General features: G+C 55.9%; 17 protein-coding genes and 1 tRNA gene. 10 read left to right on the top strand and 8 right to left on the bottom strand.

The window, feature by feature from the left end:
* The first annotated feature begins 165 nt into the window (after window positions 1–165).
* The 8 genes from JS578_01915 (at window position 166) to JS578_01880 (ending at window position 7,109) form a co-directional block, all read left to right on the top strand.
* Window positions 166–237: transfer RNA gene (locus JS578_01915), tRNA-Glu, on the top strand.
* 39 nt (window positions 238–276) lie between these two features.
* The gene (locus tag JS578_01910; protein ID QRX64040.1) at window positions 277–531 is read left to right on the top strand and encodes a 30S ribosomal protein S20; all 255 of its coding nucleotides are present in this window, start codon (window positions 277–279) and stop codon (window positions 529–531) included.
* 104 nt (window positions 532–635) lie between these two features.
* On the top strand, window positions 636–941 hold the full coding sequence (locus tag JS578_01905; protein ID QRX64039.1) for a Dabb family protein: 306 nt from the start codon (window positions 636–638) through the stop codon (window positions 939–941).
* A gap of 202 nt (window positions 942–1,143) precedes the next feature.
* Window positions 1,144–3,102: a DNA topoisomerase (ATP-hydrolyzing) subunit B gene (gyrB, locus tag JS578_01900; GenBank protein ID QRX64038.1), complete on the top strand. Its 1,959-nt coding sequence runs from the start codon at window positions 1,144–1,146 to the stop codon at window positions 3,100–3,102.
* A gap of 20 nt (window positions 3,103–3,122) precedes the next feature.
* Entirely contained in the window at window positions 3,123–4,028 is a 906-nt protein-coding gene (locus tag JS578_01895) for an LD-carboxypeptidase (protein QRX64037.1), read from the top strand.
* Window positions 4,029–4,046: 18 nt separating this feature from the next.
* Window positions 4,047–5,561, top strand: coding sequence for a potassium/proton antiporter (locus JS578_01890; protein ID QRX64036.1), 1,515 nt, complete (start codon window positions 4,047–4,049; stop codon window positions 5,559–5,561).
* A gap of 58 nt (window positions 5,562–5,619) precedes the next feature.
* Entirely contained in the window at window positions 5,620–6,624 is a 1,005-nt protein-coding gene (locus tag JS578_01885) for a M28 family peptidase (protein ID QRX64035.1), read from the top strand.
* Window positions 6,625–6,668: 44 nt separating this feature from the next.
* Window positions 6,669–7,109 (top strand): SufE family protein, encoded by a 441-nt coding sequence (locus JS578_01880; GenBank protein ID QRX64034.1) that lies wholly within the window; start codon window positions 6,669–6,671, stop codon window positions 7,107–7,109.
* A gap of 7 nt (window positions 7,110–7,116) precedes the next feature.
* Here JS578_01880 and JS578_01875 read toward each other — a convergent pair whose 3' ends face one another.
* The 4 genes from JS578_01875 to JS578_01860 are packed head-to-tail and all read right to left on the bottom strand — an operon-like array spanning window position 7,117 to window position 11,274.
* A complete protein-coding gene (locus JS578_01875; protein QRX64033.1) occupies window positions 7,117–7,899 on the bottom strand; it encodes an NAD(P)-binding domain-containing protein in 783 nt (260 codons plus the stop codon).
* Window positions 7,900–7,938: 39 nt separating this feature from the next.
* Entirely contained in the window at window positions 7,939–8,715 is a 777-nt protein-coding gene (proB, locus tag JS578_01870; protein ID QRX64032.1) for a glutamate 5-kinase, read from the bottom strand.
* Between the two features lie 44 nt (window positions 8,716–8,759).
* Window positions 8,760–9,947, bottom strand: coding sequence for a glutamate-5-semialdehyde dehydrogenase (locus tag JS578_01865; protein ID QRX64031.1), 1,188 nt, complete (start codon window positions 9,945–9,947; stop codon window positions 8,760–8,762).
* Window positions 9,948–9,993: 46 nt separating this feature from the next.
* Window positions 9,994–11,274, bottom strand: a complete 1,281-nt coding sequence (locus tag JS578_01860) for a peptidoglycan DD-metalloendopeptidase family protein (GenBank protein QRX64030.1) — start codon at window positions 11,272–11,274, stop codon at window positions 9,994–9,996.
* A gap of 88 nt (window positions 11,275–11,362) precedes the next feature.
* Between JS578_01860 and JS578_01855 the strand changes: the two genes are divergently transcribed.
* A complete protein-coding gene (locus tag JS578_01855) occupies window positions 11,363–13,168 on the top strand; it encodes an ABC transporter ATP-binding protein (GenBank protein ID QRX64029.1) in 1,806 nt (601 codons plus the stop codon).
* Here the strand turns inward: JS578_01855 and JS578_01850 are convergent.
* Genes JS578_01850 through JS578_01835 form a run of 4 tightly spaced genes read right to left on the bottom strand, consistent with a single transcriptional unit; the run spans window position 13,165 to window position 20,106 of the window.
* Entirely contained in the window at window positions 13,165–15,198 is a 2,034-nt protein-coding gene (locus JS578_01850) for a TonB-dependent receptor (protein QRX64028.1), read from the bottom strand. The genes JS578_01855 and JS578_01850 overlap by 4 nt on opposite strands.
* A 4-nt stretch (window positions 15,199–15,202) precedes the next feature.
* Window positions 15,203–16,633 (bottom strand): PQQ-dependent sugar dehydrogenase, encoded by a 1,431-nt coding sequence (locus JS578_01845; GenBank protein QRX64027.1) that lies wholly within the window; start codon window positions 16,631–16,633, stop codon window positions 15,203–15,205.
* A 40-nt stretch (window positions 16,634–16,673) separates the two neighbouring features.
* Window positions 16,674–17,951: a dicarboxylate/amino acid:cation symporter gene (locus tag JS578_01840; protein ID QRX64026.1), complete on the bottom strand. Its 1,278-nt coding sequence runs from the start codon at window positions 17,949–17,951 to the stop codon at window positions 16,674–16,676.
* Between the two features lie 10 nt (window positions 17,952–17,961).
* Window positions 17,962–20,106 (bottom strand): S9 family peptidase, encoded by a 2,145-nt coding sequence (locus JS578_01835; protein ID QRX64025.1) that lies wholly within the window; start codon window positions 20,104–20,106, stop codon window positions 17,962–17,964.
* A gap of 111 nt (window positions 20,107–20,217) precedes the next feature.
* On the opposite strand from JS578_01835, the gene JS578_01830 reads away from it, so the two are divergent.
* Entirely contained in the window at window positions 20,218–21,096 is an 879-nt protein-coding gene (locus tag JS578_01830) for a cation transporter (protein ID QRX64024.1), read from the top strand.
* Window positions 21,097–21,119: the final 23 nt, after the last annotated feature.

Here is a 21,119-nt window from a genome sequence, read left to right as displayed (position 1 = left end):
AGGGATAAAAAACATTTTTAGCTGATTTTGAACCGGTAACCATTGAAGAGTTAATTTTTTTTGGGAAAAATGAATGAAATGTTTTGCACTTTCAGAAAAAGGCTCTATATTTGCACCCGCAATTGAGACAACAAGCTGTTGCGCCTGGGTTCACGCCCGCCAAAAGGCCCATTCGTCTATCGGTTAGGACGCCAGATTTTCATTCTGGAAAGAGGGGTTCGACTCCCCTATGGGCTACAAGAAATAAAAAAAGAATTAAATATACGCGTCAATCAAATGGCAAATCACAAATCATCAGAAAAAAGAATCAGGCAGACCAAAGTACGTCGTTTAACCAACCGGTATGCTTCCCGTACCACTCGCAGCCAGGTGCGCAAGTTCCGTACCCTGACTTCGAAAGAGGAAGCTGTTGAGCAGTACCCCGCGGTTTGCTCCATGTTGGATAAGCTGGCGAAGAAGAATGTCATTCACCAGAACAAGGCCAACAACCTGAAGTCGAAGCTGGCTGCTCACGTGAACAGCTTAAGCTGATTGCCTTTCGCAATGAGAAGATATTTGAGCCGGACAGAAATGTTCGGCTTTTTTCATATGATGTTGCAACCAAAAACAATGTTGTACAATTAAAAATTGAAGTTATGATCAAACATCTGGTAATGTTTCAACTGTCTGAAGAGGCAGAGGGCCACTCAAAGGCTGAGAATGCACGCATCATCAAGGAGAAGCTGGAGGCGTTGCAGGGGGTGATCCCCGAGATCCGCAGGATGGAGGTAAAGATCAACCACGAGGCGGCATCTGCAGAGAACTATGACATCATCCTGGAGAGTGAATTTGATTCGCTCGAAGAGCTGCAGCGTTACGCCATCCATCCCGAGCACCTGAAGGTGGGAGGGTATGTTTCGAAGGTTCGTGCGGCGAGAGCGGCGATAGATTATGAGGTGTAACATCAATGGTTTGATGTAGTTGGTGCATGAAACGGACAGAGCGTCCGTTTTTTTTGTTTCCTGCCGGTGATGCCTGCCACTAAAAAAACAAAAAACGGTTGCCGGAGAGCCGTTTTTTTCGTATATTTGTTCGTTTTTAATCCAATGTTGAAAGCCTCTCTAAGGCATTCAATTGTAAAGTGATATAAATAAGCAAAACAATATGTCAGAAGAAGAATTGAAATTGGCGAGCGGTAATTATTCCGCACAAAATATCCAGGTGCTGGAGGGACTTGAAGCGGTACGGAAGCGTCCCGCCATGTACATCGGCGATGTGAGTGAGAAAGGGTTGCATCATCTGGTTTATGAGGTGGTGGATAACTCTATCGACGAAGCACTGGCCGGCTATTGTTCGGAAATCAATGTCATCATCAACGAAGACAATTCCATCTCTGTGAAGGATGACGGTCGCGGTATCCCGGTAGACTATCACGAGAAAGAGAAGAAGTCGGCCCTGGAGGTGGTGCTCACCGTGCTTCATGCCGGAGGTAAGTTCGACAAGGGCTCCTACAAGGTCTCCGGAGGACTTCACGGTGTAGGTGTCTCCTGTGTGAATGCGCTCTCGGTCTATCTGAAAGCCGAGGTACACAAGAATGGGAAGATTTACACACAGGAGTACTCCAAGGGAAAGCCATACGCTGACGTTCAGATTACGGGAGACTCAAATGAGTCAGGCACGGTGATCACCTTCAAGCCCGATGACACCATCTTCACGGTCTTGGAGTACCGTTACGACACGCTGGCCACCCGACTGCGGGAGCTGGCATTCCTGAATGCGGGACTGACACTGACGCTTACCGACAAGCGCCATCCCCGCGAAGATGGAACGTTCAAGACCGAACGGTTCTACTCTGAGACGGGATTGGAGGAGTTTGTGCTCTACATCGACAAGAACAAGGATTCACTCATCCAGGATCCCATCCACATCACCACCGAGAAGAATGGCATCCCGATTGAGATTGCCCTGACCTACAATGATACCTACAACGAGAATATCTTCTCTTATGTGAACAACATCAACACCATTGAGGGGGGTACCCACCTCACCGGTTTCCGCAGGGGGCTCTCACGCACGCTGAAGAAGTATGCCGAGGACTCCAGGATGCTGGAGAAGGTGAAGGTGGAGATCAGCGGTGATGACTTCCGCGAAGGTCTCACCGCGGTGCTCTCGGTGAAGGTGCAGGAGCCGCAGTTCGAGGGACAGACCAAGACCAAGCTGGGCAACAGCGAAGTGATCGGGGCGGTGGACCAGGCCATCGGGGAGGCACTCAAGTACTACCTGGAGGAGCACCCCAAAGAGGCCAAGGTGATCGTTGAGAAGGTGATCCTGGCAGCCACGGCACGCCAGGCAGCACGTAAGGCACGTGAAATGGTGCAACGCAAGTCGCCCCTCTCGGGTGCGGGACTGCCGGGTAAGCTTGCCGACTGCTCCAGCAAGAATCCCATTGAGAGCGAGATCTTCCTGGTGGAGGGTGACTCTGCCGGCGGTACAGCCAAGCAGGGCCGCAACCGTATCTTCCAGGCGATCCTGCCCCTGCGCGGCAAGATCCTCAACGTGGAGAAGGCGATGCCGCACAAGGTGCTGGAGAGCGAAGAGATCAAGAACATCTACACCGCACTGGGCGTTACAATCGGCACCGAGGATGACTCCAAGGAGCTCAACATTGCCAAGCTGCGTTACCACAAGATCATCCTGATGACCGACGCCGACGTCGACGGCAGCCACATCGACACCCTGATCCTCACTTTCTTCTTCCGTTACATGCGGGTGTTGATTGAGAACGGTTACGTCTATATTGCCACGCCGCCACTTTACCTCTGTAAGAAGGGGAAAGCGGAGGAGTACTGCTACAACGAGCGTCAGCGAAAGGATTTCATTGATAAATATGGCGACGGCAACGAGAATGCCATCCACACGCAGCGATACAAAGGTCTCGGTGAAATGAACGCCGAACAGTTGTGGCACACCACGATGAACCCGGAGAACCGGCTGTTGAAGCAGGTGACCATTGAGAATGCCGCCGATGCCGATATCATCTTCACCATGCTGATGGGCGAAGAGGTGGCTCCCCGGCGTGAGTTCATTGAAGAGAACGCTACCTACGCCAACATTGATGCATAACCAATCCCCTGCATGACGAGATGAAGCGACCACCCGCACTGAAAGAGCATGACAGCGCCGTGATCCTCTCACCCGCGGGCAGGATTGATGCGCTATATGTGACCGGTGCGGCAGCTCTGTTGAAACGATGGGGGTTGCAACCGATCGTTGCCCCTCATGCCCTCGGCAGCCAGGGTCGTTACAGCGGGAGCGTGGCGGAGCGGCTGGCTGATATGCAGCAGGCGATGGACGACCCCTCGGTGCGGTTGATCCTTTGCTCCAGGGGTGGTTACGGCATGGTTCACCTGCTTCCGCAACTCGATTTCTCCGCTATCAGGGCAAACCCCAAGTGGGTGGTGGGCTACAGCGATGTCACAGCCCTGCATGCCGCCCTGCAGATGCAGGGTGTCGCTTCGTTGCACGCTCCCATGGCAAAGCACCTGGCCGAAGAAGACGAAGAGGATGTGGCGGTGTCACACCTGCACGATGTACTTTTCGACAGAGCATTACACTATCAGATACCGGTGAAGGAGAACCAGTCCCTGAATCGTACCGGTCAGGCCAAAGGGAGACTCTTTGGCGGCAACCTGTCGGTGTTCACCTCCCTGCTTGGTACAAAATTTGCGAAGATCCCCAAAGGGGGGATCCTCTTCCTGGAAGAGATCGGTGAGCACCCCTACAAGGTGGACCGTATGATTCGACAGCTGCAGCTTGCAGGTGTTTTCGACAGGATTGGCGGTATGATTGTGGGTCAGTTTACCGATTACGAGGAGGATGATCAGATGAGTGCTCCCCTGATGCAATCGATCCGGGATGCTGTGAATGGTTACAACTTCCCGCTCTGTTTTAGTTTCCCCGTGGGACACGTGAAGGAGAACTATCCGTTGCTCATGGGGATGCAGGCAGAAATGATTGTAGGTTACGACAGGATATCCTTTACACAATAACAGAGGAGTGAAGAGACTATGATGATAAGTACGGAGATATTGCTGCTGGCAGGCTCAGTCCTGTTCTTCATCAGCATGCTGGTGGGCAAGGCAGGGCATCGTTTTGGCGTGCCGGTGCTGCTGTTGTTCCTGCTGGTGGGAATGATCTTCGGATCCGACGGCTTCGGGTTGATGTTTCAGAACGTGCAGACCGCCCATACCATCGGCACCCTCTGCCTCTGTATCATCCTCTTCTCCGGCGGTCTTGATACCCGTTTCTCAGACATCCGGCCGGTAATCATACCGGGGGTGGTGCTGGCTACCTTGGGGGTCTTCCTCACCGCGATCATCACCGGTTTGTTCACCTGGTGGATTTCAGGATTGATGTTTCCCTCTCTCGGCATTGGTCTGCTCACAGCGTTGTTGCTCGCATCTACAGTTTCATCCACCGACTCGGCTTCGGTTTTCGGTATCCTCCGCTCAAAGGGGGTGGTGCTGAAGAACAACCTCCGTCCCCTCCTGGAGATGGAGAGCGGCAGCAACGACCCGATGGCTTACATGTTGACGATCCTCTTCATGGGAATCATTCAGTCGGGTAAAGATCCCAATTTCTTTATGGTGATTGGCAGCATCCTTTTGCAGTTGGCAATAGGCTCGATAATCGGTTTTGTGTTGGGACGTCTTGCCGTACGGCTCATCAACGGCATCCGCATGGACAACGCCTCTCTCTACCCGGTGCTGTTGCTGATGATCGGTATTTTTGTATTTGCCGCCACCTACTTCTTGAAGGGGAACGGTTACCTGGCCATCTACATTGCAGGCTTGGTGATTGGCAACTCCAAGTTCGTACACAAACGTACCTCCATGAAGTTCATGGATGGATTTGCCTGGATGAGCCAGATCCTGCTCTTCCTCACGCTCGGACTGCTGGTGAACCCGGCAGAGCTGCTGGAGGTGCTCCTGCCGGCAGTGATCATCGCCCTCTTCATGATCTTTTTTGCCCGTCCGCTTTCGGTTTTCCTCACGCTGCTGCCTTTCAGGAAGATCGGTTTCAGGGACAAGCTATACACCTCCTGGGTGGGACTCAGGGGAGCCGTGCCGATCATCTTCGCCATCATGCCCCTGGCAGAAGGGATTGAGGGTGCACGCTGGATCTTCAACATCGTCTTTGTGATCACCATCGTCTCCCTGCTGTTGCAGGGTACCTCACTACCGGCGGTGGCCAAGTGGCTGAAGCTGGCCGACAAACCTTCAAAGTTCAAGGCATTTGAAGACTTCGACGTGGAGTTCTCTGAGGAGATCAAGTCGGCAATGACAGAGATCGAGATCTCTGAAGAGACACTGAAGTATGGGAAGAACCTGCTTGAGATGCCATTGCCCGACAAGACGCTGGTGGTGATGGTAAAACGTGATGAACAGTATTTTGTTCCTACGGGCCAAACGGCTCTTTATGCCGGAGATAAGCTGCTGGTGATCTCCGACGACGAGGATGCTTTGCGTGAAACCTACACCAATATGGGGATCAATAATTTTTCCTACCAACGCAACAGGTAGTTGGAGGTGAAAGAAAATTTGAAATCAGGGTATTGAAAAAAGAATTAAAGATACAGAGATGAAAAGAGTAGGCATATTTTCAATCGTTGTAGCGTTGACGGCAGCCATGCTGCTTACGGTGTCATGCAACTCCTGTCAGTCCGGGAAGAAAAGCGTCGTGACTGAGGTTTACCAACCTCAGTCACCGGCGTTCATTGCCGACAGCGCCTATGGTTATGTGGAAGCTCAGGTGGCCTTCGGTCCCCGTGTACCCGGTACGGCGGCACATGAAGCATGTGGCGACTATCTTGCCGGGAAGCTGGCATCATTCGGGGCAGTGGTGACTGAGCAACGTACAATGGTGACCCACTACGACGGGAAAGAGCTTCCCATCCGGAACATCATTGGCAGCTATGCACCGGAGAAGGAGAAGAGGGTATTGCTTTTTGCACACTGGGACTCACGCCCCTTTGCCGATGAGGAGAGCGACCCGATGCGCAGGCAACAACCCATTGCCGGTGCCGACGATGGTGCCAGCGGGGTGGGGGTGCTGCTCGAGATTGCCCGTCAGCTGCAACAGCAACCACTGGAGCGGGGTGTCGATATCATCTTCTTCGACCTGGAGGACTGGGGACAACCGTCGTTTGAACAACAACAGGTGACCGGTGACTGGTGGTGCATGGGTTCACGCTACTGGGCAGAGCAACCGCATGTGGAGGATTACAGTGCCGAGTATGGCATCCTGCTCGACATGGTGGGATCGGCCGGTGCCACATTCCTGAAGGAGGGCTATTCACTGCTGCATGCGCCCGCAATGGTGGAGCGTGTTTGGAGCACCGCCCGCAAGATGGGGTACGGCAGCTTCTTCCCCCTGCAACAGGGAGGGTACATCACCGACGATCATGTGCCGGTGAATGAGATGAAAAGGGCTCCCAGCATCAACATCATCAACCTGAAAAGAGAGACCCGCACCGGCTTCGGACCTCACTGGCATACACTGAACGACGACATGCGCAACATCGACCGCAACACGCTGAAGGCTGTCGGTCAGACGGTGCTTGAACTGCTCTACACCGAAAAGTAAAATGGATTTCCCGGTGGTAGAGTGGGTAAGAAAAATTTTAGATTATGCAGACAATAGATAAGACAGAACAGGAGATTATTGACGAGTTCAGCATTTATGATGACTGGATGGACAAATATGCGGTGATCATCGAGCAGGGAAATGCACTGGCACCGCTGGATGAGCAGTATAAAACACCCTCCAACATCATTGAGGGGTGCCAGAGCCGTGTATGGTTGCAGAGCGACTACCGTGACGGGAGACTCTGGTTTCAGGCGGAGAGCGACGCCATCATCGTGAAAGGGCTGCTGGCCCTGGTGCTGCGTGTCTTCAACGGCCGCACCCCCGATGAGATTATCGGCAGCGAGCTGCGCTTCCTGAAAGAGATCGGGCTCACCGAACATCTGTCACCCACCCGTTCAAACGGACTGCTCGCCGTGATCAAGCAGATCCGCTTCTATGCCATCGCCTACAAGGCGAAGGCTGAACAGCAACAGCAGGGTTGAATTGACCTTAGTTGCCGTTGCGGCTCATCTCTACCGACCGATTCCGGGCGGCATCGAGCACTCCTTCAAAATGTTTCCCGATTTCATGGGTCTTGAAGTATTCCAGTCCTGCCTGAGTGGTGCCCCCCTTGCTGGTGATGTTGCGGATCAGCTCCTCAATGCTATGTGCCTTCTGGTTCTCGGTGAAATAGCGTGTGGTACCCCGTGTGAGTTCGAGCAACAGCTCGTCGAGCAACGCTCCCGGCAGGCTGAGCTCCTGCATCTTCTGCTTAAAGATTTGAATGAACGAGAGAATAAAAGCGGGCCCGCTGCCGAAGACGGAGGTGAAGAGGTCGAAGCCCACCTCCTCCAGTTCCACCGCCTTGCCCAGCTTGCCCAGCAGGGTGAAGATAACGGTTGCTTTCTCATCGTCGGGCCTGTTGGTGCAGAAGGCGGTCACCGACATGCGGTAGGCCATGGCCAGGTTGGGCATGATGCGCACGATGAGCTGTTCCCCTCCCAGGTGCCGTTCAATCCAGGCAATGCTTTTGCCTGCCACCGGTGAAACGATGGTCTTGCCTGTGAGGTCACACTCCTTCAGTTGCTGAAGGATTCCCGCCAGGTCCTGCGGCTTTACTGCCAGCCAAAGCACATCTGAACGATCAACCAGTTGTTCCAGCTTCTCATGGAAAGGAATGGACATCTCTTTGTCGCTGCGTGCAAAATAGGCGAATGTCATCCCCTCCTCCTCTTTCAATCCTTCGTAAATGGCCCGAGCAAGGTTGCCGAAGCCGATAAATCCATGTTTCATCGTTGATCTTTTTTGATGTTGCGACAGCTCTGTTGCCGGTCAGCTCTTCCCAGCTTCTCTCCTGAATCGCGTGCAAGGTATCTCTCCATTCATGGCCCTGATGATGTAGTTGGCCCGCTGTCCGTTCACGATCCACATCTCCACTCCCTTTTCCATGCAGATCTCTGCGGCATGCACTTTGGAGGACATACCCCCAGTGCCGAGGGTGGACTCTTTCTCTTCGATATAGCTGCGGATGCTCTCCAGATCCGTCACCTCGCTGATGAGCCGTGCATCGGCATGCAGGTGAGGGTTGCGGTCGAAGATGCCGTCAATGTCGGAGACCAGCAGCAGCAGGTCGGCACCCGTAATCACTGCCACCAGTGCCGAGAGTTTGTCGTTGTCCCCCAGCAGGATCTCCTCGATGGAGACGGTGTCGTTCTCGTTCACGATGGGAATGTAGCCTGCCTGCCAGAGCCGTTTGATGGTGTTGCGGGTGTTCTCATTGGCCACCGGGTTTTCGAAGTCACGGTAGGTGAGCAGGATCTGTGCGATGTTGAGGCCGAAGGTGGAGAAGATGGTGTCGTATAGTTCCATCAGTTTGGTCTGTCCGATGGCGGCCATCGCCTGCTTCGAATCGACGTTCCGCTGGTAGCCGTTGATCTCCACGAACTGGCGGGCGGTGGCGATGGCACCCGAGGAGACTATCACCACCTCGTAGCTTTCCCTGAGTACCAATATCTGCCTTGCCAGGCTTTCGATCACCGCGAAGGAGATGCGGTTGGTGCCGGCTGTCAGGGTGGATGTGCCAATCTTGATGATCAGTTTCTTTTTCATCTGTTTGATAACCCGTTAAATCTGTATGGTTTCTGTTGTTTCTGTTATTCTCTTGTCTGGCCCTCCCCGTAGATGAACCATTTGTTGGTGACCAGCTCCTGTGCCCCCAGGGGACCGCGGAAGTGGAGCTTTTGCGTGCTGATGGCTATCTCACCGCCCACGCCAAACTGACCGCCGTCGGTGAAACGGGAGGAGGCATTGTGGTAGACCGCTGCACAGTCCGCCTCCTGCATGAACAGATCGGCTCTCTCCCGGTTGATGGTGACAATCACGGCGGTATGGCCTCCGGAGTAGCGGTTGGTCATCCCGATGGCTTCGCTCATCCCCTCTACCAGTGCCAGGTATAGCTTGGGTGCGAGGTACTCTTCACAGAGGGTGTTGGCATTGTTCTCCGGCCTGATTGCAGGAGAGAGTGCAGCTATCGTACTGTTTCCCCACACGCTGATCCCTTTCTCCTCAAGCCGTTCGACCAGCAGGTTCACTTTCTCTTTCAGCTGTGGCAGATCCTTGTGGATCAACACCTTGTCGATGGCGTTGCAGACGCTGATTCGCTTTTTACCGTTGACAACCAGGCGGATGGCCATCTCAAAATCGACATCCTCATCGATGTAAAGGAAGTTGTTGCCGCGACCGCTCACGATCACCGGCACCGAGGCATGCTCCTGCACGAAGTGAATCAACCCCTCCCCGCCGCGCGGGATGATAAGGTCGACCCTCCGGCTGTTCTCTCGGATCAGTTGTTGTGTTTCCTCGCGGTTGAGGTTGAGGTACTCCACCCAGTGGATCTCTTCACCGTTGACGGTGAGGGCTTCCTGCCAGAGTCGGGTGAGCAGCGTGTTGGTATGAAAAGCCTCCTTGCCCCCTTTGAGCAAGATGCGGTTGCCCGCCTTGAAGGCGGTTGCTGCTGCCTCGATGGTGACGTCGGGACGGGATTCGTAGATGATCAGGATGGTGCCGAAGGGAACGGTGCGGTTTTCGATCTGCAGCCTATCTTCACGGGTGTGTTGGTATAAAACTTTGCCTTCCGGGTCGGCCTGGGTAGCCACTTTCTCCAGGGAGCGGATCATTCCTTCGATCTTGGGTCCGTCCACTTTCAGCCGGTCGCGCATCGATGCATCCATGTCGGGAAAAGCATCCATGTCGGCACCATTGGCACGCATGATCTCATCCTCCTGCCTTTTGAGCAGTTCGGCCAGGGTTTTCAGCACATTATTTTTTTGGGAGCTCTTCATCAGTCTGTTTAAAAAAAGTAATGAATCAGGCCCCAAAGGTAACAAATTATTCGTTCATAGCTCTTTTTTCTGCCAAAAAGGATTCGGAAAGCCGCAGGCTGTCCATCTCCTGCAATACCCGGTCATGCACCATGTGGAAGCTGTCCAGCAGCTCCGGTTTCACCGGCAGGGAGGGGGGAGCCTCCATGGTGAGCGGGTTGATGGGCTGGTTGTTTTTGTGCACACGGAAGTCGAGATGGGGACCGGTGGAGAGGCCTGTGGAGCCCACGTAGGCGATCACATCTCCCTGCTTGACGCTTGTCCCTTTCTGAATTCCCTTTGCAAAGCGGCTTAGGTGCATGTAGGTGGTGGTGTAGGTGCTGTTGTGGCGGATCTTGAGGTAGTTGCCGGCGCCACCCCGCTGATAGGCTTTCTCAATCACCACGCCGTCGCCGATGGTTTTTACCGGTGTGCCGGTGGGTGCGGCATAGTCCACCCCGTGATGGGGGCGGTAGCGTTTCAGCACCGGGTGAAAGCGGGCGTTCGAGAAGCGGGAGCTGATGCGGAAGAAGTCGAGGGGAGCCTTCAGGAAAGCCTTCCTGAGGCTGTTACCCTCCTCGTCGAAGTACTCTCTCACGGAATCCTGTTCAAAGGGAATGGCCCGGTACTCCCTGCCACGGTGTGTGAAAGTGGCACCCTCAATGGAGGTGATCTCCACGAAGGTGGTATCATCGACCCATGCCTCGTCGTACATCATTCTGAACGCATCGCCCTCCTTCACATCGAAGAAATCGACCTGCCAGGCGTAGATGTCGGAGAGCTTGAGTGCCAGCATGGGGGTGGCACCCGATGCGATGATGGCGTTCCATAGTGAGGAGGTGATGGTGGCTTCACTGTACCTGCGGTGCAGGGTGACCGGCTTTGAGGAGGCCCACGCGGAGAGTCTGTCGCCACGCAGGTCTACCACCACGTAGTCGGTGATGGAAGGTTCGAAGACCAGGTAGTCTATCGCAGCCGTTGTGTCGCGTTGACTCATCACCGCATATCGGTCGCCGATCTGCAGCTTCGAGGGTGGATAGTGGGGTGTCACCGCACGGGTGATCTGTTCTGCTTCGGTACCTGTGAAACCCAGCTGTCCCAATATTAGGGATAGATGATTGCCTTTCTCAATCTGGTGAAAAGCCACGTCGAGCGTGTCTACACAGATGCCGTACTGGGTTAACTGACAGGGTTCAGGAATCTCTGTATTTTCATTCTGGGATGATTCCTGTTGCAGTGCGCAGGAGAGAGTAGTAAATGTCACCAGCAGATAAGTAACTGTCCGTAGAATCTGTTTTCGTGCTAACATCTGTCAAAGATACTTTTTTGAGACAAAAAAGACAAAAGATGCTGCCGGAAATATTAAACGTTCTTCATTTAGAAATGTCCAACTGCCAATGAAACAACGCAAAACCGAAAACCACTCTTTCAAGACCCTTTTCCGCAACCTGCTGCCCTATGTGAAACCCTACAAAGGGATGATTCTGGGTACGTTGCTGCTCACCCTCGTGGGCTCTTTTGCCGCCCAGGTGAACCCGTTGATCGTGAACGAAACGGTCACCCGTGTGGAGAGCCTGCTGCGACAGCCCAACCCGTTTGAGAATGGGCTGCGGCTGCTGCTGGTGATCTCGCTGATCATGCTGGCAAATGAGCTGCTCAACATCGCCATCCGCTTCGGGCAGAAGTACTTTGGCGAGAAGATCCGCATCCGCGTGGGGAGCGATCTCTCCCAGGCGGCTGTGGAGCGCATCCTGCGCTACCGGATGTCGTTTTACGCCGACCCAGAGAACCAGACGGGTCTGCTCCACACACGTATCAACCGTGGGGTGGAGAGCCTGATCAGGCTGGTGCAGAACTTCTTTCTTGATATCCTGCCTCTCTTCTCCACTGCCATCATCGCACTGGTGGTGATGTTCAACGCGAATCTCTATGTGGGACTGCTGGCCACGGTGATCGTGCCGGCCTACTTCTATGTGAGTCAGCGGCAGGCGTCGAAGCTGAAGGGGTGGCGCACCGAACTACGCGGTCAGCGGGAGCGGAAGAACCACGGGCTGATCAACATCATCGACTCCATCACGGTGATCAAGAGTTTCGTGAGGGAGCAGCTGGAGGGTGAGAAGCAGTACACGGTACAGATGGATATGCTGAACAACCAGCTGCAGACACGACAGACCAGTTATGTTTACGAGAGCCTGAAAGCATTCATCCAGCAGATAGGGGTGGTGCTGATCATCATCCTCACCGTCTTCCTGGTGCTGGATGGGCAGATGGGCATCGGTGCCATCATGATGCACATCATGCTCTTCCGCAATGTCTCCACGCCCATCGCCCAGCTGCATCGCATCTACGACGAGGTGAACGACGCGCTGATCTATGCCGACGGCTTCTTCGGGGTGTTGCAGGACGAGGAAGCAGTGGAAAGCGGCGGCAGCGTGAAGGCGGAGAAGGTGAGGGGTGCGTTTCGCGTGGAGGGGGTGGACTTCACCTATCCCAACGGTACGAAGGCGCTCCATGAGGTGAGCCTGACGCTGAAACCGGGCAAGACCACCGCGATCGTGGGACTGAGTGGCGCAGGCAAGAGTACGCTGATCAACCTGCTCTCCAAGTTCTACCAACCGGACAGCGGACAGATCACCCTCGACGGGATCGACCTGGAGGCCTATGAGAACGGATCAATGCGCGACCAGATCGGACTGGTGCTGCAGAAGAACCATATCTTCAAGGGAAGCATTTACAACAACATCCTCTATGGCAATACCGAAGCCACACGGGAAGAGGTGGTAGCCGCCGCCCGCAGTGCGTTGCTGCATGAGCAGGTGGAACAGCTGCCGGAGGGTTATGATACTGATGCCCAGCAGCTGAGCGGCGGTCAGCAGCAGCGCATCGCCATCGCACGTCTCTTTCTGAAGAACCCACCGGTGATCTTCTTGGATGAGCCTACCGCCAGCCTCGATGCCATCGCCACCGAACACATCAAGATGAGTCTTGATGCCATCAAGAGGGATCGCACGGTGGTGATCATCTCGCACTCGCTCTCCCAGATCGTGGATGCAGATACCATCTACGTGATGAAGGAGGGCAGGATGGTGGAGTGGGGCACACATGCATCGCTCTATGCGAAGCAGGGTGAGTACCGTAAGATCTTCGACGCCTCTGCCCGCAGCCTCAACCTGGAGAAGATGCTTGACACCCTGGCTGGTTAGAACGACCAGCGGATGCCGGCGTAGAGGTGGCGGGGCATGCCGGGGTAGTAATAGCGGGGCTCATTGTTGCCGAAGGCCACCGCGTTGACCGTGAGCATGGGTGCGTAACGGCTGTTGGTGAGGTTGTTGATCCCCGCGTAGAGCGCAACACTGCCGGTCGTGCGGAGGTCAAGGTGCCGCGTGGCTTTTATCCCCGTGAGCATGTAGGCGTCGTTCACCACGCTGTTGGCATCGTCTATAAACTGTTTTCCCACTTGCTGCATTTGCAGTTCTAACATCCATGACTTTGTGGGTTGCCACAGCAGTGTGACTTGTGCCATCGCTGCCGGTATGCCGGGAAGCTGTTTGTCGTTGTAGTTGATCCCCTCCTCTTCAAAATCTACGAAACGGTTCTCCGAAAGGGTGTAGCTGGCATTGAGCTGCAGGCTGCCCGGAAAGGATCGCAGTCGGAAGAGTTGCTGTTGAAGCATCAGCTCCAACCCGCTGTGGCGGGTCTTGCCGGCGTTGATGCCGGTGAAGATATCCTCCGTGATGCGTTTGGTGACCAGCAGGTTGCGCAGGTCGATCCGGTAGAGTGTGGCCTCCAGTCGTGTGATTCCCTTAAAGAGGTTGAGTCTTATTCCCGTTTCATACTGCATCCCCTGTTCGGGTTGGATGTCACGGTTGATCTCTCCCTCCGGGAGCAGTGTCTCCTCGGGGGAGGGCATCGAGAAACCGTGGCCTGCCGAGGCGAAGAGGGCCAGTCGCGGGGAGGGGGCGTAGTTAATGCCCAGTCGCGGGGAGAAGATCGCCGGGAAGTAGCGGTTACCGCTCTGGTCGCCATTCTCCGGGAAGAGATCGGTGAGCCTGTAACGGATGCTGTTCACCGCACCTCCCAGTGAGATGTTCCATGCCGGTGCCGGGCGCCAGTAGGTCATCGCGAAGAGGTTGAGGTGGCTGCGTCGCTCCCGGTTGCGGTTGATCTGCTCCCCCTCCAGGTCGAGCTGCCAGCGGTAGCTGTCGCTGATCCACTCCATACCCAGCAGGGCATCGAAGCGCTCGGCATGGTAGGAGAGACGGTTGCGGATGCCACCGCCGCGGGTGCCATCCTCCAGGTTGTTGAAAGGGCGTCGTTCGTAGCTGTCGGTATGGTTGCCGAAAAGGGTGAGGCGGTTGCTCCAGTTCTCTGCCAGCCGGTTTGTGAGGGTGATGCCGGCAATTGCACGCCGGTACTCCTTGTAACCCTCTATCGCTTTCCAGTTGGCTGCGGCCGATTCGGGGCTTGTCTCGTAAAGCGTCTTGCCTATCGAGCTGGGTATCTGTGCGTTCATGTCGATCAACAACAGTGTGTAGCCGAGCGACCAGGAGGGCTGCCGCCAGCTGCCGGATGAGAGGAGCGTGGTGCGGCGCAGGCGGTTGTGCTCGCGGTGACCGTCGGAGCGGAGGTGGCTCACCTGACCGCCTATCTGCAGGTTGTTGCGATGCATATTTCCTCCTGCAGCGGCTTTCATCGTGTTGAAGCTGCCATATTGGAGCAGGGCGCTGCCGCCCTCTCCTCCGCCCTGCGGGGTGTAGAGGTTGATGTTCCCTCCCAGCCCCGAACCGTAGAGGGCGGAGGCGGGACCTTTGATCACCTCCATGCGTGCGATTCCCGTCAGGTCGATATCCTCGGGCGTGGAGATGCCATCGGAGGAGGTGATGGGGATATCGTTCAGATAGGCTTTGATGCGGTTGGTGTTGTAGGGTGTGCGGCTGCCCACGCCCCTGATGACGATGCGACTGGTGGCATAGGTGCCGCTGTGCATGTAGATGCCCGGCATGGCATGAAGGGTATGGGCAAAGCTGTTGCCGTCGCCCCGCTCCATCTCCTCAGTGGTGAGGAGGGAAATGCTGCCGGGGAGCTGATGGTGCCGCGTATTGAGTTGGTAGGCGTTGACGATCACCTCGTTGAGCCGGATGGTTGAGTCTGTTTCCTGGTACCTGCGTTCCTGCGACAGGGTATTCATCGCAACAACAAGAGATATCAGCAGCAGGGAACCTTCTCTCCTCATCGTTCTATTTCTGTTCCACCGGCACCAAGCGTACAATCATGCCCGGTTCTTCAAGTCCGATGTAGACCAAGCCGTCGGGCCCCATCACCACATTCCTCACCCTGCCGATACCCTCTGCCAGCTTTTCGGTGTGTACCACACGCTCGCCTTCCAGCACCACCCGTTCCACATAGTCGAAGCGGAGCGAGCCGACCAGCAGGTTGTTGCGCCAACGCTCAAAGCGGTCTCCGGTGACGAAGGCCATGCCGCAGGGTGCCATGGAGGGTGTCCACTGATATTTGGGCTGCTCCATCCCTTCCCGTACGCTGTCCTCGGTAAGGATGGTACCGTCGTAGTTGATGCCGTAGGATACCTCAGGCCAGCCATAATTCAAGCCCGGGCGTATCAGGTTGATCTCATCGCCCCCCATGGGACCGTGTTCGCTCTCCCACAGCTCACCCGTAACGGGGTGCACCACGTTCCCCTGCGGGTTGCGGTGCCCGTAGCTGTAGATGGAGGCGATGGCGGCGGGAATCTCAACAAAGGGGTTGTCGGCAGGGATGGTGCCGTCGTCGTTGATACGGTGAATCTTGCCGTTGGTGTTATCCAGTGCTTGCGGAAAATCGAAGTGTTGCCCCCGTTCACCCACGCCAAAGAAGAGATGTCCCTTGCCATCGAAGGCCAGCTTGCAGCCCCAGTGGTGACTCCTGTTGGTGGCAGGGCTGCCGGTGAAGAGCAGTTGCTGGTCGGTGAGACGATCACCCTGCAGGCGTGCACGCATGATGCCGGTGGCGCCGACCCGCTCGCTGCTGGTGGTGTCCAGTGCCGAGTAGGAGAAGTAGATCCATTTGTTGTCGTTGTAATCGGGATGGAGAGCCAGGTCGAGCAGTCCACCCTGTCCCCCTGCCATGATGGGGGGCAGCCCCCCGATGGGTGCCGAGAGCACGCCGTTGGCGAAGGTGTGGAGTGTTCCACTTCGTTCGGATATAAGCAGGCGTCCGTCGGGAAGGAAAGCAAGTCCCCAGGGCACCTCGAGGCCGGTGACCACCGTGTCGATCACGAAGTCGTGCAGCTCGGAGGTCACGATGCCATCGGCTGTCAGTGCCGGTTTCAACTGCGTGCGGTCGGCCGGGATGCCGTTCTTCACATAGCGCGCCAGCGCCTTCAGCTCATCATTGTTGAAGGTGTTGGCAAAGGCAGGCATACCCATGGCGGTGATCCCCTCCTTGATGCTTTTCTCAATGGAAGTGGTACCTTTCTCTTCCATCCATTTGCCTGCGGCAAATTTCTCGAGGTTGTCGCCGTGGCATCCGGCACAGAAGTTGAGGTAGTTTTCGGAGGCTGTTCTATCCTGACCTGTTTTGGAGAGGCTTTTGTTTTTGCAGGAATAGATGCCGCTGGCGAGGAGCAGTGTCAGCAACAGCATCATGGTGATCTTCGTGCCTGTTGTTTTCATAGGATTCTGATGTTAGGTGGTTGGTACATATCAATGTCGGTTATTTGAGCTTGCCCATCGACTTGGCCACCACCACCGACACCATCGAGTCGCCGGTGACGTTCACCACGGTGCGCAGCATGTCAAGCGGCCGGTCGATGGCGAAGATGAGTGCCAGCCCGATGGCCAGCTTGTCGGCCGGGAAGCCGATCGACTCGAGGACAATCACCAGCATCACCATGCCGGCACCGGGCACCGCGGCAGAGCCGATGGAGGCCAGCAGGGCGGTGAGGATGATGGTGAGCTGGTCGGTGAACTCCAGGGGGAAGTGGAGCGCCTGGGCGATGAAGACCGCTGCCACCGCCTGATAGAGGCTGGTGCCGTCCATGTTGATGGTGGCCCCCACCGGCAGTACGAAGCTGGAGACCTCATTGTCGACCCCCAGGTGGTCGGTTACCCGTTCCATGGTGACCGGCAGGGTGGCAGCGCTGGAGCTGGTGGAGAAGGCGAGCAGTTGTGCCGGGGCAATGCCGCCCAGGAACCAGCGGGGAGAGCGGCCGGAGGTGAGATAGATGATGAGCAGGTAGAGCGCAATCATCACTGTCAGACCAGTCACCACGGTGAGGCCGTACATCAGCAGCTTCTGCAGGATCTCCACGTTTCCTGAGCTGACGATGATCTGCGCCAGCAGGGCAAAAACGGCGTAGGGGGCGATGAACATGATCAGGTCCACCATCTTGAGGACAATCTCATTGAGCCCGTCGATCAACCGACTCACCGGCTTGGCTTTCTTCGGTTCAATCAGCAGCATGCAGATGCCGAAGAGAATGGAGAAGACAATCACCTGCAGCATCAGCCCGTTGTTGCCAAGGGCGGCGAAGATGTTCTCGGGCACCATCTCCACCAGGAAGGAGAGGGGTCCCTGCTGTTGCTGGGTCGCCGTTTGTATGTTCGAGGTGAGGGAGGCATCCTGCGCGTAGGTGCTTGTAAGCTCCTCGATGGTCTCGGGCGACACGCCACTGCCGGGACGGATCGTGTTGACCAGCAGCAGGCCGATGGTGATGGCTGCCACGGTGGTACCCATGTAGATCAGGATGGTGCGCACGCCGATGTGCCGGAAGCTTGTGATATCCTTCAGGTCGGCGATCCCCTTCACCAGCGAGGTGAAGATGAGGGGGATGGCGATCAGCTTCAGCAGGCGGATGAAGATGGTGCCAAAGGGTGCGATCCAGTCGCCCACAAAGGTCGCTCCCCATGCAAAGTTGGTCATCAGCAGCCCGAAAAGGATGCCTGTTGCCATGCCGATGATGATCTGCCAGTGCAGGGGGAGTCTCTTCATGGGTGGTTGTTTACTCGTTGATGCCAACCCTATCCAGGATGAAGGCGAACTCGAAGGCAGTGTCCTTGATTCCGTCGTAACGACCTGTGGCACCGCCGTGCCCAGAGTCCATGTTCATGTGCAGCAGCAGGATGTTGTGGTCGGTTTTCAGGGAACGCAGCTTGGCGGTCCACTTGGACGGCTCGTGAAAAAGCACCTGCGAGTCGTTGATGCCCCCGGTAATCAGCATGTTGGGGTACTCCTTCGCCTCCACGTTGTCGTAGGGCGAGTAGGAGAGCATGTAGTTGAATGACTCCTCCTCGTTGGGGTTGCCCCACTCCTCATACTCACCCGTGGTGAGGGGCAGCGTCTCGTCGAGCATGGTGGTCACCACATCCACGAAGGGCACCTGTGCCACGATGGTCTGGTAGAGGTCGGGCCGCATGTTGACCACGGCTCCCATCAGCAGTCCCCCGGCGCTGCCGCCCATGGCTGCAAGCCTGTCGGAAGAGGTGTAGCCGTCGTTGATCAGCTTCTCGCTGCAGGCGATGAAGTCGGTGAAGCTGTTTTTCTTCTTCATCAGCTTGCCATCTTCGTACCACTGTTCACCCAGGTCGCTGCCGCCGCGGATCTGAGCGATGCCGAAGACGAAGCCGCGGTCAATGAGGCTGTAGAAGGCGGCGCTGAAGTAGACGTCGGAGCTGTGCCCATAGCTGCCGTAGGAGTAAAGCAGTGCCGGGTTGCTGCCATCCCTTTTCAGGCCCTTGCGGTAGACGATGGCCATCGGCACCTTCACACCGTCGGGAGCCTCAGCCCAGAGACGTTCCACCACATAGTCGTCAGGGTTGAAGCCGGAGGGGATCTCCTGCTCCTTGAGCTTCACCGTCTCACCGCTCGTGATGTTGTATTCGTAGAGGGTGGTGGGTCTGTTCAGGGAGGTGTAGGAGTAACGGAAGGTGGTGGCATCATACTCCGGGTTCCCGCTCAATGAGGCGGTGTAGACCGGCTCGGGGAAGGAGATGGTGGTAGCCTCCCCACCGGTGAGGGGGGTGATGCTGATCTCGCTCAGCCCGTTGATGCGCCGTTCCACCAGAAGGTGTTCTTTCAGCACATCGATTCCTTCGATGCGGGCATCGTCGCGATGGGGCATCACCTCTTTCCACGCTACTTTGTCGGCATGCGCCTCAAGGGGTACCGCATAGATCATGCCGTTTAGCTTCTCCTTGTCCTTGTATCGTACGTAGAATTGATCCTTGTGGGCGTGAACCGAGTACTCTACGCCTTGCTCACGGGGCAGGAAGAGGGTGAAGGGATCCAGCGGCCTGTCGGCACGTATGAAACGCTCCTCGGAGGTGGTGGAGCTGGCGCTGCCGATAAAGATATACTCCTTCGTCTTGCTGCCGGAAACATAGGTGGAGAAGCGGGTGTCGCTCTCCTCGTAGACTGGTGTGGCTTCCCGCTCGTCGAGTGCACGGCGGTAGATGCGGTTGGAACGCAGCGTTTCGTCGATGGTGCTGTAGAAGAGGGTGTTGTTGTCGTTGGCCCAGGCCACCGAGGCGGCACCGATCACGGTGAAGCCGATCTCCTCTCCGCTTGCCAGATCCCTGATCTTCATCACATACTCGGCATAGGAGCCGGTCTCGTTGAAGAGGTAGGCCACCTTGCTGTTGTCGGGACTCACCGAGTAGCCGCCGAAGATGAAGGCTGTCTTCCCTTCGGCCATCGCGTTGAGGTCGAACATCACCTCTTCCGGAGCTTCCATCGACCCCTTGCGGCGACAGTAGGTACGATACTGTTTCCCCTTCTCGGTGCGGCTGTAATAGTAGTAGCCATCGCTGAAGGAGGGGTAGCTCTCGTCATCCTCCTTGATGCGGCCCAGGATCTCGTTGTAAAGGGTCTCCTGGAGCTCCTTTGTGGAGGCCATCACCGTGTCGGTGTAGCTGTTCTCCGCCCGGAGGTAGTCGATGACCGCGGGATCGTTCTTGTCTTTCAACCAGAAATAGTTGTCGATGCGCGTCTGTCCGAACCGGACGAACGTGTCGGGCCTCACCTCTGCCATGGGAGGTGCGGGGAAGTCAGATTGTTTCAATGTCTTGATCGGTTTGTTCGTGTCGTGGCACGAGGTGAATGTAATCAGTAAGGCTGCCAGCGGCAGCCACCAGTTCAGCTGTTTCATATGACCGGCTTTTAAAGTTTCCAAAGAGTACAAATATAGACATTTCAGTCGAATCGGTTGCAATGAACAATCTTTTTCTGCCTCTGTTTATAACTAAACAGCAATGGACTTATGCACAAACACCATCACCGGCACAACGATGTGAAGAACATCAAGGTGGCTTTTTTCCTGAACCTCCTCTTCACCATCATCGAGTTTGTAGGGGGGATGCTGACAAACAGCATGGCAATCCTCTCCGATGCGGTACATGACCTGGGTGACAGCGTCACGCTGGGTCTCTCATGGTACTTTCAGAAGCTTTCGAAGAAGCCGGGTGACAAAGCCTATACCTACGGATACAAGCGTTTCTCGCTGCTGGGGGCGATCGTCAACTCCCTGATCCTGCTGGTGGGCAGTGTGGTGATCCTGTTCAACGCCGTGCCGCGGCTGTTGCATCCGGAGCAGCCTGATACGGGGGGGATGATCCTGCTGGCAGTGCTGGGGGTGATCATCAATGGTCTGGCGGTGTTGCGCCTGCGTCGCGGGCACTCCCTCAATGAGCGTGTGGTCTCGCTGCACCTGCTGGAGGATGTGCTGGGATGGGTGGCTGTGCTCATCGGAGCCCTGGTGATGCATTTCGTGGATCTCCCGGTGATTGATCCGCTGCTTTCGGTGGCGATCACGCTTTTCATCCTGTTCAATGTCTATCGCAACATGCGGCAGAGCTTCCGCATCATCCTGCAGGGGAGTCCCGAGAAACTCGACTTGGCAGCGGCAGCCCAAGCCGTTGCCGCACTGGAGGGTGTCCGCCGGGCGGAACACCTGCACGCCTGGTCAGTCGACGGTGAGTACAACGTGCTCACCCTCCACGTGGTGGTCAATGGGGAGATGACGATGAAGGAGCAACAGCAGTTGAAGCAGCGCATACGCGGCACGCTCAATCAGATGGGGGTACAGCATGCCACCATCGAACTGGAGCTCTTTGAGGAGCCGGGGGGTTGTCAGGTTTAGTTGTCAGTTTTCAGTTTTCAGTT

Source organism: Dysgonomonadaceae bacterium zrk40 (assembly GCA_016916535.1).
GTDB lineage: Bacteria > Bacteroidota > Bacteroidia > Bacteroidales > Dysgonomonadaceae > Proteiniphilum.
The sequence above is the reverse complement of the archived record's forward strand: the minus strand, read 5'-3'. Positions and strand labels throughout refer to the sequence as shown.

Excerpts from the sequence above, each read along its gene's own strand:
- JS578_01910 (QRX64040.1), top strand. The coding sequence starts at position 277 with ATGGCAAATCACAAATCATCAGAAAAAAGAATCAGGCAGACCAAAGTA.
- JS578_01905 (QRX64039.1), top strand. The coding sequence starts at position 636 with ATGATCAAACATCTGGTAATGTTTCAACTGTCTGAAGAGGCAGAGGGC.
- gyrB (QRX64038.1), top strand. The coding sequence starts at position 1,144 with ATGTCAGAAGAAGAATTGAAATTGGCGAGCGGTAATTATTCCGCACAA.
- JS578_01895 (QRX64037.1), top strand. The coding sequence starts at position 3,123 with ATGAAGCGACCACCCGCACTGAAAGAGCATGACAGCGCCGTGATCCTC.
- JS578_01890 (QRX64036.1), top strand. The coding sequence starts at position 4,047 with ATGATGATAAGTACGGAGATATTGCTGCTGGCAGGCTCAGTCCTGTTC.
- JS578_01885 (QRX64035.1), top strand. The coding sequence starts at position 5,620 with ATGAAAAGAGTAGGCATATTTTCAATCGTTGTAGCGTTGACGGCAGCC.
- JS578_01880 (QRX64034.1), top strand. The coding sequence starts at position 6,669 with ATGCAGACAATAGATAAGACAGAACAGGAGATTATTGACGAGTTCAGC.
- JS578_01875 (QRX64033.1), bottom strand. The coding sequence starts at position 7,899 with ATGAAACATGGATTTATCGGCTTCGGCAACCTTGCTCGGGCCATTTAC.
- proB (QRX64032.1), bottom strand. The coding sequence starts at position 8,715 with ATGAAAAAGAAACTGATCATCAAGATTGGCACATCCACCCTGACAGCC.
- JS578_01865 (QRX64031.1), bottom strand. The coding sequence starts at position 9,947 with ATGAAGAGCTCCCAAAAAAATAATGTGCTGAAAACCCTGGCCGAACTG.
- JS578_01860 (QRX64030.1), bottom strand. The coding sequence starts at position 11,274 with ATGTTAGCACGAAAACAGATTCTACGGACAGTTACTTATCTGCTGGTG.
- JS578_01855 (QRX64029.1), top strand. The coding sequence starts at position 11,363 with ATGAAACAACGCAAAACCGAAAACCACTCTTTCAAGACCCTTTTCCGC.
- JS578_01850 (QRX64028.1), bottom strand. The coding sequence starts at position 15,198 with ATGAGGAGAGAAGGTTCCCTGCTGCTGATATCTCTTGTTGTTGCGATG.
- JS578_01845 (QRX64027.1), bottom strand. The coding sequence starts at position 16,633 with ATGAAAACAACAGGCACGAAGATCACCATGATGCTGTTGCTGACACTG.
- JS578_01840 (QRX64026.1), bottom strand. The coding sequence starts at position 17,951 with ATGAAGAGACTCCCCCTGCACTGGCAGATCATCATCGGCATGGCAACA.
- JS578_01835 (QRX64025.1), bottom strand. The coding sequence starts at position 20,106 with ATGAAACAGCTGAACTGGTGGCTGCCGCTGGCAGCCTTACTGATTACA.
- JS578_01830 (QRX64024.1), top strand. The coding sequence starts at position 20,218 with ATGCACAAACACCATCACCGGCACAACGATGTGAAGAACATCAAGGTG.